Origin of the sequence: Paenibacillus whitsoniae (assembly GCF_003955665.1) — a bacterium.
In the GTDB taxonomy this organism is placed as follows: Bacteria; Bacillota; Bacilli; order Paenibacillales; family NBRC-103111; genus Paenibacillus_E; species Paenibacillus_E whitsoniae.
Genome location: NZ_RXHU01000012.1, coordinates 26,587 through 41,321 on the forward strand (window position 1 = coordinate 26,587; position 14,735 = coordinate 41,321).

A 14,735-nucleotide genomic window follows, 5' to 3' on the forward strand; every position below is an offset into this window, starting at 1 on the left:
GCATAGTTAAATAGCCGCTAAAGCCTCTCTTAACGAAGCCTAAAACAATTCTTAAAATTTTCTAAACTGGAGGAAGGGCCGTCCATCAAACGAAAAAAGAGCAAGGAGACTCCTGCGTCCCTTGCCCATCTAATCTCAATATTGTCCCTCGCCCCTCTTCAGCCTCAACATGCCGGAGTGAACGATATGAACGTTCACCTGAATGTCGCCAAGTTCAAAATCGGACAAGGCTTTGGTGCCCTTATTGGTCAGCCGCGCCCAGTCTGGGAAGCGATCGTGATACAGCACATGCTCAAAGGAATAAACATCGGCATCTATTTTGCGACCTTCTGAAAATGTGTAGCGTATATCTTTCTTGATTTCCTCCTCAATGAGCTTGGTAAGTTCAGGTTCCGGGACATATTTCAGCACTTCAGCCACAATCGCTTTGCCCTTCAATTGCACATCAAAATAGACTTGATTCTCGGTGAACCGCGGCTTTACGCTGGCTCTGGGCTTTTCAATTCGAATGACCCCAACAGCTTTGCCATTTTGATGAACGGGAAGCGTTGTACGTACCGTTTCGTTGTTCATCCAGCGCAATCCAACAAGCCGATCGAAGCTGAGTACAGCAAAGTGCGGCATCTTCGTCAGCGCAACAATCCCTTCGACACGGAGCTTAGGATCTTCTTTTTTATTCTCATACCAAGTAGTTCGATCGACACCCAGCATTGGAATATTAACCGTATTCCCAGGCTCGCGCAATTGACTGCTTACCTTGTAAAGCCGAAGCGGTGCCACCATGGAATGTTGTCTGTAATTTTCTTCCGGCTGCATGAGAATGGAATTCATAGGCGATACATCAAAGAAGGGAATAATATTCAACAGGTCTAGAATCGGTTCATTCGTTGTGTAAATCCACTGGGTGTAACGCGTTTCATTGAACCGAATAGAACCGTCCGTGAAACGAAGCCCTGCCTTTTCAATAGCCGACTGGCTGAATAAATAGGCGCCGACATGCCCCCAAAATACTCGTTGCTGTGCGGTTCTGTATAAATTGTTGTACGCAGCGCTGACCGTTTCGCCGGCTCCCTTGCCCACCCATATTTTGGGGGCCTGCGTGGTCTGACCTTCCTGCTTCGCAACGTTGGCGAAAGAAAGCATCTGCCCGTACACGATATATTGACCATCCTGATAATCAAAACCGATCGCCGTCATGTAATTGACATCCTGAATCGTCTTCATATCCCAGCAGCCAGTCAGCAGCAAAGGTAAGCATAGAACAATGAAGACGCCTTTACCCGCTATACGCCCCAGCATTAGACATTCCCATCCGATCTCGTATCATCTTGCGGGTGCAGGTCTTTCGGCCTCCGCATCAATCTTTTCCACGGCAAAGCGAAGACAGATTTGAGAATTTCTCCACGGATTGGCGGCGATAATGGCGTTAAATACGGCACTCCGAACGATTCCAGCGTAGACATAAACAGCACAAGCCCCATGACGGAAAGCATAAAGCCATAAATGCCGAACATCGTGGACGCCAGCAAAATAATGACGCGGATAATCGTAATTGTTCCGGATAAACTCTGATTCACCAACGTGTACATCGCTATCGTAGACAAGGATGTCACGACGAGCGTTGTTGGTGAAGTCACACCCGAACGGATTGCCGCGTCTCCTACGATGAGTCCGCCTACCACCGTCACCGTTTGTCCAACGACTTTAGGCAGACGCGCGCCCGCTTCCCTGAACAATTCAAAGAGCAACAGCATCACGATAAAGTCCATCGCGCCGGAAAGCGGGAGTCCAAGACGAGAGGAAGAAATCGTTGCCACCAGCTGGAAAGGAATCTGATCCAGGTTAAAGCTGGAAACGGCAATCCAGAATCCGGGCAAAAAGATCGCAATGAGCAAGCCGATCAGCCTTAGTACACGCTCGAAAGCTACAAATGAAAAGGGGTTGTGAACGTCTTCCGGCGAATTCAGAAGGAACATGAGATTTACAGGCCCCATGAGCGCAATAGGAGAACCGTCAACAAGAAGCGCAAACCGGCCTCGAAGCAAGCAATCAGCTACATAATCAGGGCGTCCTGTCTCATCAATTAGCGGAAAAAACGAATGAATGTTGCCAGACAACGGCTCCATCAAATGCATACTGGAAATGACCGCATCGACATCAATGGATTGCAAGCGGTCTTTGACCTCTAGCAGCAGCTCCGGGTTGATGACATCGCCCAGATACAGCAGGGCTACGACCGTATTGCTCCGACGCCCAAGCGCGATTTTCTCGCAGCACATGCTGTGGGTCAGCAGGCGTTTGCGAACCAGCGCAATATTGGTTACCACATTTTCCGTAAACCCGTCGCGCGGCCCCTTGATGGACGTCTCCATGCTGGATTCTTCCGGCTGTCGATTCGGTGGAGCTGCAATGTCCAAAGCAAATACTTCTTCGCTTTCTTCAAAAAAGAGGACGACGAATCCGCTATATACCAACGTTCCCATACGCTCCATCAAGTTCTTCCCGGTAAGCCTCTGAAGTTGAATCAAGGAACTCACGTCCAATTGCTCGGAGGGCGCATCGTTCGTTCCCTTCATCAAGCTGTGTAGCTTGGGCAGCACCAGGGAATCAATACGCTCAAGCTGCACCATGCCGTCGCAGTAGAGTAACAAGACACGCCGCTCCGGCTTCTCCGCGGTTATGGGATACGACCGGATAATGACATCCTCCGAAAGCTCAAACCAATATCGAATGTCCGCCTCATTCATCCAGGCTCCTCCTTCCTTTTTCCGGGCAAGAATGTGACCACCAGCATATACATCATGACCGCCATCCCCGCAATGAACATGGAAGGGTAGTACAACTCCTGTATCCAACTAATCATGGTATTGTCAGAGATAGGCACCATGCTATCAATCACAAGAGAGACCGCGATCGCCAGCAACAGGATCGTACGCGTTCTTTTACGGCCCACTTCCCAGATGTCTATCATAAGAAACATCAATGCAGAGGTTCGTATACATGCCCCCGAAATCCATTGAAAGATGGACAAAAAGTCAAGGTGCGAGATGTACTTTCCTATCGTAACCATTCGCCACTGTTCAAATGCGGGGTATCGCAGATCCGCAGCTTCAAAGGGCCCGAAAATCGCAATGGCTCCCGTCAGCGGCCCGATCGTTAAGCCCAGAATACAGACAGAAATGATGAGAAGCGCCCGCAGACTAATCCGGGTACTGGCATGATGCTGCAGAAAGATGAGTACGAGCATTTCAAAGGAGGCGCCGCAGGTTAAGTACATACTGGTGAGCGCAGGACGATAGCCGTGCGTAAAGAGCGGAGTTAACAGCGAATAATCCTTATACTGAAAGTTCGCCCCCATGACAAAATAACCAAGTATGACGACGAGTGGCAGTAAAATGCCCGTTGAGATGGCAATTGCGCGAAGTCCCACTCTCGCCGCAAAGAAGCAGAACAGCATAAAAGCCGAACTGATCATGAACATCGGCGTGTTGGGCAAATAAGTCGTTTTCGTCCAAACCATAACATCCCGCAGCGAAACGCTTGCGTGTATATATGCAATCAGGCAGATAGCAACACGAAGAGGCGTCGTGAGGAGGCGGTTATTAAACTTTTCCCTCATCCAGATGAGAAAATGCTGCTGCTGTGTACGCTTAACGAGCACGTATACGAGACTCGCATAAATCAGGATTGGAACCAGGGCGGCCGCAGCCCCAATCCAGGCATCGCGTTTGCCAAATTGCAGCAGCACCGGAATCAGCAGCACGTGATTCGTAATTGCAATCGAAATGATAAAGATGCAATAGAGCTGAAAGGCAGTTATTTTCTTGGCAGCAAACATAGGCTCGTATCCCCTCATGGATCTGCAAGCAAGTATGAATAGCAAGACAACGGTACTGTTAACGTGCGCGATTCATTGGTAAATTATGCGTGAAACGGCAAAAAACCCCCTGTTCCATAGGAATGGAACCAGGGGGCCTGCAGCTCACTACACGGTGTAGAACGTAGCCAAAATAATAACGAGCAAGATGTAAAGCACCAGTACGATCGCTGCACTGTTGTAGCCTTGCGACATGGAGATTCCTCCCTTCCGTCTGCTTGACATTGATTCTTATCTCGTCATAGCATATGTCCGGCAGATCGGTCCGGTATGGACGAATGTCTAGCTGCCTGCAAGAAAAGGAGAAAGCTCGCCTAGATAAAAAATATCCAACTCATGCAGCGGCCGCGTGCACGCCGTGTAGAGCAGCTTGCGCTCGCGGGCCTCGGCGTAGACGGCAGCGCCCGCGTTGTACAGAATGACCGCGTCGAACTCGAGCCCTTTGGCGAGATACGCGGGCAAAATCATCACCCCTGCCTCGTAGTGCAGGGTGTCTTTGTTGATCCGCGCGAGGCTTGGCAGCAGCGGCTTCAAAGCCGCGTGCGCGCGCGCCGTCTCGCGCTCGGTCTTGCAGATGACGGCGACGGAGCCTGCGCCGCCGTCAAGCCGAGCCTGCACCGCCGCCGCGATGCGGCGGTGCAGCTCGTCCTCGTCCGCCGCCTGCGTCAGGCGCGGCGGCGGGCCGCTGCGGGCGAACGGTTCCACCGGTTCGCCGCCAGGCAAAATCGCCGACGCGAACTCGGTGATCTCCCGCGTCGAGCGGTAACTCTTGACGAGACGGATCGTCGTCGTCTCGGCTTCCTGCATCAGCTCGCTGATCGAGCTGAACGCGCCCGTGTCACCGGCATTCGCATGCGCGAAAATGCCCTGGTTCCAGTCCCCGAGCAGCGTAAAGCGCGCGCGGGGGAACAGCTTGCGCAGGTACGCGTAGTGGAACGGCGAGTAGTCCTGCGCCTCGTCCACGAGGCAATACCGGATCGTGCCGACGCGCAGCTGCCCTTCGACGAGCCCCTTGAGATACACAAGGGGCGTAGCGTCTTCGTAGCGCAGGATGCCCTGCTCCAGCGCCTCCCCGGTGTAGGCCGCGAGGGCCGGCCAGGCGGCGGGCAGCGTTTCGCCCAGCTGGCGGCTGATCTGCGGCAGCAGTTCTTGGCTCGCGAACATGCTTTTGTATAAGCTGAGCACGTCGACAAAAGCCAGTTTCTGCGCCCGTTCCTTGAGCGGTGCAATCGCCCGGTGCGCTCTCGCGCGGGCCATTTTCTTCAGCTCCGGCTCCGCGCCCATATACTTCGGCTCCCGCATCAGCTTGCGGAAGAAACGCTTCTCCGCATCGGCCTGCACTTGGTCGAGCCGCTCCAACACCCACTCGGACAGCTGCTCCATCCGCTCGCCGAGCGCGAGGATCGACGCCTTGCCGTAGAAGCGCTCGCTCAGTTCCGCTCCGGTAATCAGCACCTTGCTTCCCACCGCAAAATCCACAAACGCCAACCCGCTTGTCTTGAGCTGCTCGCCGTACGCTTCCATGATGTGCAGGAACGCTTCGGACGTTTTGTAGCGGATGCTCTGCATGCGCATCTCGTAAGCCGGGTCGCCAGTCGTTCCCGTTAAGATGAACTCAAGCTGGTCATAGGGATCTTCGAGCTGCAGCCCGAGATCCGACAGTTTGAACGTGAGGTAGTCCTGGAATGTCGTCTGCTGCATCGTCGCCTCGCCCAGCTCCGGCAGCACGCGGGACACATAATCGCTGAACAGCGAGTTCGGCGAAAAGAGAATCATGTTGTCCGCGCTGAGCGTCGTGCGGTACTTGTACAAGAGGTAGGCGATGCGCTGGAGCGCGACGGACGTCTTGCCGCTGCCGGCCGCGCCCTGCACGACCAGCACCTTGTGCTGATCGTCGCGGATGATCTGATTCTGCTCGCGCTGAATCGTCGTCACGATGGAGCTCATCTTCTCGTCGGCACTGCGGCTCAGCATGCGCTGCAGCATCTCGTCGCCGATCGAGAGCCCCGTGTCGAACACGTCCTGCAGCTCGCCGTACTTAATGATGTACTGCCGCTTCAGCTCCAGCTCGCCGCTGACATCCATCTCCGGTGTGCGGTACGTCGCCGGGCCGAGCGGATAATCATAAAACAGCGCAGCGATCGGCGCGCGCCAGTCGTAGACGAGCATCTCATCCGTCTTCGGATCAATAAAAGACGTGAGCCCGATGTAGATTTCCTCGCGGGCCTGCTCCCCTAGCTCCTTGAAATCAATTCGGGCAAAATATGGCGCATCCACGACGCGCAGCAGCTTGTACAGCGCGTCCTGGGCAACCTGAAAGCTGCGCTTCTGACCCTGCAGAACGTGCTCCTGCTGGGCCATGCTCGCCGCCGTCTCGATAATGTCGTCGGCGTTGTCCGCATTGACGGAGATGTCGTCCCAGAAGCTGCGGCCGATCTCCGTCACTTCGCTCCTGCGCTCGTCCACCGTCTCCCGCAGTTCTGCAATGCGCTCTTTCATGCGGGATCTGACACTCTGCACCCGCTTCGTTTCCTGTTCCCGCTCCTGCGCGTCTATCGCCATTCGGGACACCCCTCTCTACTGATATAAGCTTTGGATCACTTCTTCAAAATCGGGTTCTTCCATATGTACGTCCTCCATATCGCCCCAAGCGCTCAGCTCGCGCAGCACCTCCATGGCCTTCAGCGACTGGCGGTTGCAGGAGATCGTTAGACAATCCTCTTCTTGTTCCATGATCTGAAAAGGCAGCTCCCACTGTGCCGGCACTTGTACGCGGCCGCGATAGGTCACTTTCATTACCGTCGGGAGCCCGATTCGTTCCCGCAGACTGCCGATCGAGCCGTCGTAGCTGATCTGTCCGTGATTGATGACAATGACGCGCTCGCAGAGCTGCTCAATGTCGTCCATGTCGTGCGTCGTCAGCAGGATTGTCTTGCGAAACTCTTTGTTCAGCGTGTGCAGGAATCCTCGAATGCTGCGCTTCGCCACCACGTCGAGCCCGATCGTCGGCTCATCGAGGAACAAAATATCCGGGTCGTGCAGCATCGACGCCGCCAGATCCGCCCGCATCCGCTGCCCGAGGGACAGCTTGCGCACTGGCATCTCGAGCAGCTCCTTCAGGTTCAGCAGCTCGGTCAACTCACCCAGCCGCCGCTGCGCGACGGCGCTGTCGATCCGATACATCGCGATCAGGATTTCGTAGGAATCCTTCACCGGCAAGTCCCACCACAGCTGACTGCGCTGGCCGAACACGACGCCGAGCTGCCGGACCACGCGCCTGCGGTGCTTCTGCGGGCTGTATCCATGGATGAGCACCTCGCCCGCCGTCGGGTGCAGGATGCCGGTCAGCATTTTGATCGTGGTCGATTTGCCTGCGCCATTAGGTCCAATATACCCGACGAACTCGCCGGTTTCAATCTCGAAGGAGATGTCCTTGACCGCTTCTTTCTCCAGATAGGCTCGGGAAAGCAAGGTACGGAGCCCGCCGAACCGGCCTTCCTGCCGGACGGGGGTTTGAAAAGTTTTGCGTATATGCTTGACGGAAATCATGCGCTTGATCCTCCTTATTATTGGTTGTCTATGCGATGCTGCGGTGTCTAGCAAGTGCTAACTGCCTGTGCTTTGATACCGCGACAGTCCCAGCTTCCATAGCTGCATAGCAAGGTAGAGGGACAGCGCTGCAACCAGGATGGAGCCGAGGAGGAACAGCAAGCCGCCGTCTTGCCTCAGAATGAATAAGGACGGGATGTAGTTCACGAAACCGACCGGAACCACCGCGAGAAAAGCTGTCTGCAGCCACTTCGGATACAGCGAAAGCGGGTATCTGGCCGCAGTTTGGGAGGCGTCTTCGGTCATGTTCTGGAGCGATTCGATGCGTGTCAGCCAGAAGCCGAGGGCTGATGTGGCAAGCCCGATCGCGAAGAGAATGACCGCGCCCGACAGGATAACCAGCACGGTGAGCGGCACGGCTTCCCAACCGATTTGCCCTTGCTGCATCAACGCTCGCATCGCGATGACGAGCAGAATGGTGCCTTGGCCGAGCTCGGCGAATAGGATTTTGGCATTTTGCGTCATGAGCGCCAGCAAGACCGGGATGGGCCGGATGATCAGGGCGTCGAGATCGCCGGAGACCAAATATTTTTCCAAGTGATGAACATCCGAAGCCAGCGTCCGATAAATCGCACGAGAGAGCATCATAATACCGTACAAGTAGCACACTTCGTAAAGCGACCAGCCTTTGATCGAGCCGAATTTCATCATAACGAGCGCTACCATGAGAAACTCCGCCACATGCACGCAGGACGCCATTGCCATACTAAACAGGAAATTCATTTTATACTGCATGCGGCTGCGCATGCTCGCTCGGATTAGGAGCAGATAGAGCTTCATCGACATCATCCGCCCTGCACCTCCAGTTTATGGCGTACAAGCTGGGTCATCCCGACACAGGCCAAGGTGAACACCGCTGCCCATAAGAGGGAGCCAAGGATAGCCGTCCCGTGTTCCATACCAAGGTAAATGCGCGTCGGGTGGTACAGCAGATACGGATACGGCGAGTACTGGCTAATCGCCCGGAGCCATGCGGGCAGCCATTCAACCGGGATAAAAAAGCCCGACAATAGCATGCTGAACGCATAATTGACCCAGTAGAGCCAGCGGGATTCGGTTGTCCACAGCGCCATGGCACCGATTAAGTAATTCATGCAGATGGAAATATAAGCTGCGCAGAGAAGCGCAATAGCCGCCCAGGCGTACATGCTGAGCTGTTTGGGAAGCTGTAAGTGGAAGATAAAGATGTAGAGGATGTAAATCGGAACGCTTTTCCATAGAAATTGGTAGGCAAGCTGCCCCCACTCCCGGTTCATCGCCTGATAGAACAGATGTACCGGCCGCATGAGATCGACCGCGATTTGTCCCGTTCGCACTGCCTGCTCGAGGCCGAGACCGTTGGTGCCGAACTGCGTGACCCATAGAATCGCTTGATTGCAAGCGATGTAGGCGATCATGCCTTGCGCGCCGTACTCGCCGAGCGAGGCATCGCTGCCCAGCCCCGACCAGATGCTGGCGTAGATGTAGCCGAATACCATACTGACGAGATTATGAAGCAAATGAGAGCCTCGGTATTGCAGATTTCTTGCATACGCCTTGCGCGCTAATACCGCGAAAAGCATGGTACACCTCCTGATTGAATGTGGTTTTCAGCCAGTTGTCGTGCAGTTGCCGCGTAGAGACGGAAGAATATAATACCAAAATTCTCCTGAAGGTGGCAAGGATTATTTTAGAGCGCATCCCAGCCCTCTCCTGAAAATAACAAAGCCCCGCCCCTGTCAGGGAGCGGAGCTTCTTCTATTGGCTGGCCGCAGGTTTCCTTGCGCCTTCCGCTTCCGCATGCCCACCATCGGCGGCCGCGGTGAGTTCGGAGTTATAGTTCGGCTGAGAACTTTTCGTTAAATATTCGTGATCGATATAATTCGCCAGAAATTGCTTGCCGAACATAAGGTCATATTGCACGTTTCGGTAATCGGTGATCAGCGGCTGCATGCTTTCAGGCGCTTTGGCTTGCAGTTCGCCGTTGCTGTCGATTACAAGATTACCGAGCAACCCCGGTGTCTGTTTTGCCACTTCGCTGTCCAGTGTAAAGTTCGCCGGCTTCTGCAGCTGAAGCATATCCAACACATGTGCGCCTAGGAACGAGGCGCTGATCGTGCCGAGGCCTTCTTTCGGCATCGTAAAATTGGACCACATCACAAGCGGAGTACTGTGCATTTTCTTGTTCTCTTCCAGTGTCCATGCATTGGCGTTGCTTGTAGAGATAAAGCCCGCTTCTTTGTACACCTGATAGTCCATGCCCAGCATCGGCAGGTGATCGCCATAGAAGATGAGCATCGTCGGCTCATCGGACTCCGCGTAATGGTCGATCAGCATTTGCAAGCTCTGATCAGCGTCATGGGCGCCTTGTGTGTACGTCTCCAGAATACTTTTCGCTTGCGCAGACAGGTTGCCTTCCGCTTTATATTTATTCTCGCCGTAACGAGGCTCGTCGTACGGTCCGTGATTTTGCATGGTCACCGTGTAAATGAACATCGGATTCTCGGTTTTATCCGTCTCAGCAATGATGTTGCGGGCTACTTCCGCATCCGAGATAAAATACCCTTTGATTTCTGGATTCGTGAAGTACTCGCTGCTCTTGAACGTCTCAAAACCTAGCTGCTTATACACGGTATTTCGGTCCCAGAACCAGCCCTCGTAGGAGTGAATGCCCATGCTCTTGTACCCCAACCCGGCAAAATAACTGGCCAAGCTCGGCAGCGGCTTGGACACGTACTGCTGATACGGAATGGACCCGCCTGGCAGGAAGCTCATTGAGTTCCCGGTCAGCACCTCAAATTCGACATTCGCTGTTCCGCCCCCGAATTGCGGCGAGAGCAGATACCCGGTTGCCGACTCCTTTTGCAAGCGATGGATGGTGGGAACCGGATCTTCACTAAATTTGACGTTCGTGAGCAGCGTCGGATCCCAGAACGCCTCGCTCATGATGAAAATAACGTTTGGCTTCTTGCCGGCCGGCAAGCTGACGGCTTTTTTCAGCCCTGCGCCCGTCGCGCCGCTGACTTCCGCTTGCTGGATGCCCGCCGCCGCGGAGGCAATCGCTGACTCGTTATACGTATCGGGCTTCTGCACGATCGAGTTCTTGACGTTCAGCGTGAACGCCAGGGCAAGTCCGTTGTTCGCATAATTTTGCTGTTGATCCCAGACGATTTCGCTTACGCCTGCATGGTCGATCACTTTACTAGCGAGCGGCGTCTTGATGCCGAAAGCGTACAACGCATACAGCGAGATCAGCCCCAGCCCAGCCCGGGCGATAATCGGAATCGTCACGCGTGGAATCACCCAGCGCAATGCCAATACGGCCAGCACGATGATGATGACAGCGATGATCCGAATGAGTGCCGCTTTGCCCGTCACGAGGGAAGCGATGTCCATGCTCTCCTTATTGAGCAAAATATCCCATGGGAAGAACGGTTCTCCGATCATTTTTACCTTCATGTACGAAATTAGCGCCATTAAGCCCAACACGGCCGTCGCAATCGCCCCGGAGATGGCCAGCGATCCGACAATCGCGTAGACAAGCGCCAACAAGCAAAACGTCAGAATGACGTTTAAGACAAATAAGGGTTGGTTTGCCGTAAGCCATGACATCGTTTGGGACATGGAGCCTCTTTCCAGAAATTCCATGCCGATGACGGACAGAACAGGCAAGCCAACCATAAATAAAATCAATGTAAGTGTTGCTCCCAGACGATTGGGTGAAGCTTTTTTCTTTTTCACACGTTCCTGGGACGCTCCATTCAAGTGCTGCACCTTCCATCACTCTCCTATTGCCCCTAGTGTACATGACAAATGTGAAGAAATTGTGTAGGCAGCCTAAATGGCAGCTTAACCCTTCCAATCTTTGTCCCTATTTAAGCTGTGCAAGCCAGGAGGCGAGTGCTTTCAATTCTTCGTCTTTCATTGCTACTTGGAACGGGGGCATGCCGCCTCCGCCTTTTTGAATTTGTTTGATAATGGCCGCTTCGTCGAGGCGTTCTCCAACCTTCTGCAGGTTTGGACCTTGTCCGCCTTGCAGCTGTGTGCCGTGGCAGGACATGCAGTAATTCTGATACAAGGTTGCAATATTCGCGGAATCCGCCTTAACCGCCGCAGACGGCGATGGCGCTGTAGTATCATTATGCTTATTTCCGCAGGCAGATAAACTTAGGGCAACGATACCGACAACAATCAGCTTGCTTATGTTCATGCGCGAAACTCCCTCACCTTTTTTTCCCATCATACCAGAGCCAAGGAGAGGAGAAAACCTTTACGAGACCAGAAAAGCCGCTGCACGCTGCATCGATGTCGGCTGCCGCTGTCGCCATGCTGCGGTCGTCCTGACTATTATGCAACGCGTAACGGCTTAATATTGAAGCTGAAGATTGGAAAATCCTATGCGCTGCGGCCTTCCGACGGAAGGAGCGGTGCGCTTGACTCCGCTGTATTGGCGTACGCTTCCATTCCCAGACGCTTCCTTCTCTGGTAACGCCAGCGCAGGGCGACCAACACCCCTCTCGCATATTCATCGCACATCATCGCGATGTAGACGCCGGTCAGCCCCCAGCCGAGCCGCAGGCCCAGGAAGTACGACAGCCCCGCAGCGGCTCCCCACATAAAAATAATTGAAATCACCATGTTGAACCGGGTATCCCCGATCGCATTCAGGGCATTACCGAAGCCCATGTTGACCATGCGGCCCGGCTGCAGCACGGCTGTCAGCACTAGGCAGGACAAGGCAAGCTGTACGATATCCGCATCCGTTGTGAAAAAGCCGAGGAAGCTGCGTCCAATCCCCAGCAAAATCAAGCTGTTGCAGCCCACCAGGGCAAGACCGATCCATGTACCGCGAAAGCCGCTGCGATAAGCCTGTACCTTGCGGCCCGCTCCGTACAGGTGAGCGATCTGGATTTGTGCGGCGAGCGCGATGGAGTATCCGAGCATGAAGCAAATTGATTCAAGTGTATTCATATACGTACGAGCCGCCAAGGCTGCCGCCCCCATCATCGCGAGGAAAGCGTAAATGGCGAGCTGTGACAGCACCCAGGACGACATATTGACGCCGAGCGGCCAGCCGATTTTAAGAATTTCGCGAAAAAGCTTGCGGTTAAACGCACTGAGATCGCGCCAGGCGATGCGCCGTTCAAAGACAGAGAGAAACAGGTAAAACAGGACGCAAGTCGCTAGCAGCCTGGAGATCAGGGTGGAAACCGCAACCCCTTCAAGGCCAAGCTGAGGGAATCCAAACGCACCATAAATAAACCCGTAGTTCATAAGCACATGGATGGCGTTCATTCCGATTGCCGTCACCATCGGTGCTTTGGTGTTGCCCGTATTGCGAATCACCGTGCTTAGCGATGCGGTTAAGGCCGTGAGCACCATGCCGCTGCCGACGATGGAGATATAGGTCCGGGCCAGCGGTATCAGCCGCTCTTCCAGCTGGAACAGCCTCGCCAGCGGGACCGCCCAGACGTACAGCACGATGCTCAGTACAAGGCCGATCGCACCGCTGATGGTTATGGCCATGATGCCGACGGAGCGCGCATCTTCGTGCTTACCGGCACCCAGCTTCTGGGCAATCAAGATGCCTGCACCGCTCGCCACGGTCATGAATAAAATCATCACCGCCTGGAAAATTTGATTCGCAAGCCCGACCACGGCAACCGCATCATCTGACACGCGGCTGACCATCAGTGTATCCGCAGCGCCCAGCAGAAGCTGAAGCAGCAGTTCAATAAAAATGGGCCAAGCCAGCATCCATAAGGAATAGCTGTTTTTTTTAGATTCCATCTCCGCCACCGTCTCTTTTGTTGTAAAATTGAAACTATCAATAGTTCAACATTATAGACGCTTTAATTAGGTTCATGTATCAGCATCGCAACGTAAACTTATGTAATATCAACTTCCTTATCCTTGTACAAGAAGGTGGCTTCATGACCTATTTGACCTTTACCGTTCCGCCCATGCCTCATTACATTACGAGCGGGCTCAGTTATATTCCGCAAGGCGGGCACCACCCGAGCCGAAGCAACATTCAAGTGTTCGATCTGCTCATTACGACAGCGGGCTGCTTGTATATCGGCGAAGAGAATGCCCGCTACGAAGTGCGTCCAGGGCAGGCGATTATTTTGCGGCCGGATCGGTATCATTATTCGACACAGCCTTGCGAGGAGCTCACGTGGACGTATTGGCTGCATTTTCACGCCAGCGGCTCTTGGGTGCATGACGACCCCCGGATGGAGCCGCTGTTGCTCGAAGAACCGCCGATTGCAGAAAGAGAGATTGAGGCTTTCGTTGTGGCGCCGTTCTCTCTGCGGATCCCGCAGTATACAACTTTGCTGCATCCGGAGAAAATGTACGACTTACTGGAGCAGCTCGGCCAGCTGCAGCCTCATGCGCATGTCAGCGCCGTGCGGATGTCCGAGCAGCTTGTCTTTCAAGAGGTGCTTCGGCAGCTCGCCCTTTCCTCGGACTCCGAGACGCCGTCGGCTGCCCGCGCATGCGCCGAGAAAGCCGCCTCCTACCTGAGGCAGCATTACCGCGAAGCCTTCTCCGCCAAGCAGCTCGGCGATGAGCTGAATTTTCATCCTGTCTATATCGCCCGCTGCATGCACAAGGAATACGGCTGCTCCCCGGTCGCTTACCTGCTGCGCATTCGCATTGAGCAAGCGAAGCTGCTGCTTATGCAGACGAGTCTCCCCGTCGCCCATATCGCCCAGGAGGTAGGGTTTGAGCAGGCTGCTTATTTTACGGCCAGCTTTACGAAGCTGGAGGGTCTGTCACCGCGGAGCTATCGGCAGCAGTTTTCCAGAGATAAGCGGTTCCGCCAACCTTTTCGGAGTGGCAGCAATCGCTAAATAGCGGTAATCTCTCCCATGTCCAGTCATATTCCACCCGGGTCGGCATACAGTTAAAGGGATGTGACTAAGGAAGGGAGATGAAGTACCCTATGGAAGAACAACAAGCGCCGGTCATTAGTGTGAAGTCGTGGATGCTCACGATTTTTCTGCTGGCCATCCCGATCGTTAACATTGTGCTTTTATTCGTTTGGGCGTTCAGCAAAAGTGAGAATCCGACCAAATCGAACTACGCCAAGGCATCGCTCATTTGGGCCGCCATCGGAATCGTGCTTTATATTCTCTTCTTCGTAGCTTTTTTCGGCGCTATTGCGTCAAATACTTAGCAGAACAACTATTTTTCTCGACGATCCTCGGCGGCCTGTCCGCAAAGGGTCGTTTTTTTTGTGCTATACTTGAGGATACTGAGCATA

12 protein-coding genes are annotated in these 14,735 nt (G+C 54.0%); 2 read left to right on the plus strand and 10 right to left on the minus strand.

Annotated elements, in window-relative coordinates:
* Positions 1 to 135 precede the first annotated feature (135 nt).
* The 10 genes from EJQ19_RS03560 to EJQ19_RS03610 form a co-directional block, all read right to left on the minus strand.
* Positions 136 to 1,299, minus strand: a complete 1,164-nt coding sequence (locus EJQ19_RS03560; RefSeq protein WP_126139821.1) for a Ger(x)C family spore germination protein — start codon at positions 1,297 to 1,299, stop codon at positions 136 to 138.
* A complete protein-coding gene (locus EJQ19_RS03565) occupies positions 1,299 to 2,747 on the minus strand; it encodes a spore germination protein (protein ID WP_126139822.1) in 1,449 nt (482 codons plus the stop codon). Before EJQ19_RS03565 ends, EJQ19_RS03560 begins: the two co-directional genes overlap by 1 nt.
* Positions 2,744 to 3,838 carry an endospore germination permease gene (locus tag EJQ19_RS03570; RefSeq protein ID WP_164716293.1) on the minus strand — a complete coding sequence of 365 codons (1,095 nt, stop codon included), beginning with the start codon at positions 3,836 to 3,838 and terminating at the stop codon, positions 2,744 to 2,746. The genes EJQ19_RS03565 and EJQ19_RS03570 overlap by 4 nt, the downstream gene beginning before the upstream one ends.
* 321 nt (positions 3,839 to 4,159) lie before the next feature.
* Positions 4,160 to 6,439, minus strand: a complete 2,280-nt coding sequence (gene helD, locus EJQ19_RS03580; RefSeq protein WP_126139824.1) for an RNA polymerase recycling motor HelD — start codon at positions 6,437 to 6,439, stop codon at positions 4,160 to 4,162.
* Positions 6,440 to 6,454: 15 nt separating this feature from the next.
* Positions 6,455 to 7,426, minus strand: a complete 972-nt coding sequence (locus EJQ19_RS03585) for an ABC transporter ATP-binding protein (protein WP_126139825.1) — start codon at positions 7,424 to 7,426, stop codon at positions 6,455 to 6,457.
* A 57-nt stretch (positions 7,427 to 7,483) separates the two neighbouring features.
* Positions 7,484 to 8,275, minus strand: coding sequence for an ABC transporter permease (locus tag EJQ19_RS03590; protein ID WP_206438359.1), 792 nt, complete (start codon positions 8,273 to 8,275; stop codon positions 7,484 to 7,486).
* Positions 8,272 to 9,048 (minus strand): ABC transporter permease, encoded by a 777-nt coding sequence (locus EJQ19_RS03595; protein WP_126139826.1) that lies wholly within the window; start codon positions 9,046 to 9,048, stop codon positions 8,272 to 8,274. Before EJQ19_RS03595 ends, EJQ19_RS03590 begins: the two co-directional genes overlap by 4 nt.
* Positions 9,049 to 9,223: 175 nt before the next feature.
* On the minus strand, positions 9,224 to 11,239 hold the full coding sequence (locus tag EJQ19_RS03600) for an LTA synthase family protein (RefSeq protein WP_126139827.1): 2,016 nt from the start codon (positions 11,237 to 11,239) through the stop codon (positions 9,224 to 9,226).
* A 97-nt stretch (positions 11,240 to 11,336) separates the two neighbouring features.
* Positions 11,337 to 11,675 (minus strand): c-type cytochrome, encoded by a 339-nt coding sequence (locus EJQ19_RS03605; protein ID WP_126139828.1) that lies wholly within the window; start codon positions 11,673 to 11,675, stop codon positions 11,337 to 11,339.
* 185 nt (positions 11,676 to 11,860) lie between these two features.
* A complete protein-coding gene (locus EJQ19_RS03610; RefSeq protein ID WP_126139829.1) occupies positions 11,861 to 13,255 on the minus strand; it encodes an MATE family efflux transporter in 1,395 nt (464 codons plus the stop codon).
* Positions 13,256 to 13,398: 143 nt separating this feature from the next.
* Here EJQ19_RS03610 and EJQ19_RS03615 point away from each other — a divergent pair, with 143 nt between their 5' ends.
* Entirely contained in the window at positions 13,399 to 14,322 is a 924-nt protein-coding gene (locus EJQ19_RS03615; RefSeq protein WP_126139830.1) for a helix-turn-helix transcriptional regulator, read from the plus strand.
* Positions 14,323 to 14,414: 92 nt separating this feature from the next.
* Positions 14,415 to 14,648, plus strand: coding sequence for a hypothetical protein (locus EJQ19_RS03620; protein WP_241242720.1), 234 nt, complete (start codon positions 14,415 to 14,417; stop codon positions 14,646 to 14,648).
* Positions 14,649 to 14,735 lie beyond the last annotated feature (87 nt).

Bases quoted from the DNA above. Each gene is read 5' to 3' on its own strand.
- EJQ19_RS03560 (WP_126139821.1), bottom strand. From the start codon at position 1,299: ATGCTGGGGCGTATAGCGGGTAAAGGCGTCTTCATTGTTCTATGCTTA.
- EJQ19_RS03565 (WP_126139822.1), bottom strand. From the start codon at position 2,747: ATGAATGAGGCGGACATTCGATATTGGTTTGAGCTTTCGGAGGATGTC.
- EJQ19_RS03570 (WP_164716293.1), bottom strand. From the start codon at position 3,838: ATGTTTGCTGCCAAGAAAATAACTGCCTTTCAGCTCTATTGCATCTTT.
- helD (WP_126139824.1), bottom strand. From the start codon at position 6,439: ATGGCGATAGACGCGCAGGAGCGGGAACAGGAAACGAAGCGGGTGCAG.
- EJQ19_RS03585 (WP_126139825.1), bottom strand. From the start codon at position 7,426: ATGATTTCCGTCAAGCATATACGCAAAACTTTTCAAACCCCCGTCCGG.
- EJQ19_RS03590 (WP_206438359.1), bottom strand. From the start codon at position 8,275: ATGATGTCGATGAAGCTCTATCTGCTCCTAATCCGAGCGAGCATGCGC.
- EJQ19_RS03595 (WP_126139826.1), bottom strand. From the start codon at position 9,048: ATGCTTTTCGCGGTATTAGCGCGCAAGGCGTATGCAAGAAATCTGCAA.
- EJQ19_RS03605 (WP_126139828.1), bottom strand. From the start codon at position 11,675: ATGAACATAAGCAAGCTGATTGTTGTCGGTATCGTTGCCCTAAGTTTA.
- EJQ19_RS03610 (WP_126139829.1), bottom strand. From the start codon at position 13,255: ATGGAATCTAAAAAAAACAGCTATTCCTTATGGATGCTGGCTTGGCCC.
- EJQ19_RS03615 (WP_126139830.1), top strand. From the start codon at position 13,399: ATGACCTATTTGACCTTTACCGTTCCGCCCATGCCTCATTACATTACG.
- EJQ19_RS03620 (WP_241242720.1), top strand. From the start codon at position 14,415: ATGGAAGAACAACAAGCGCCGGTCATTAGTGTGAAGTCGTGGATGCTC.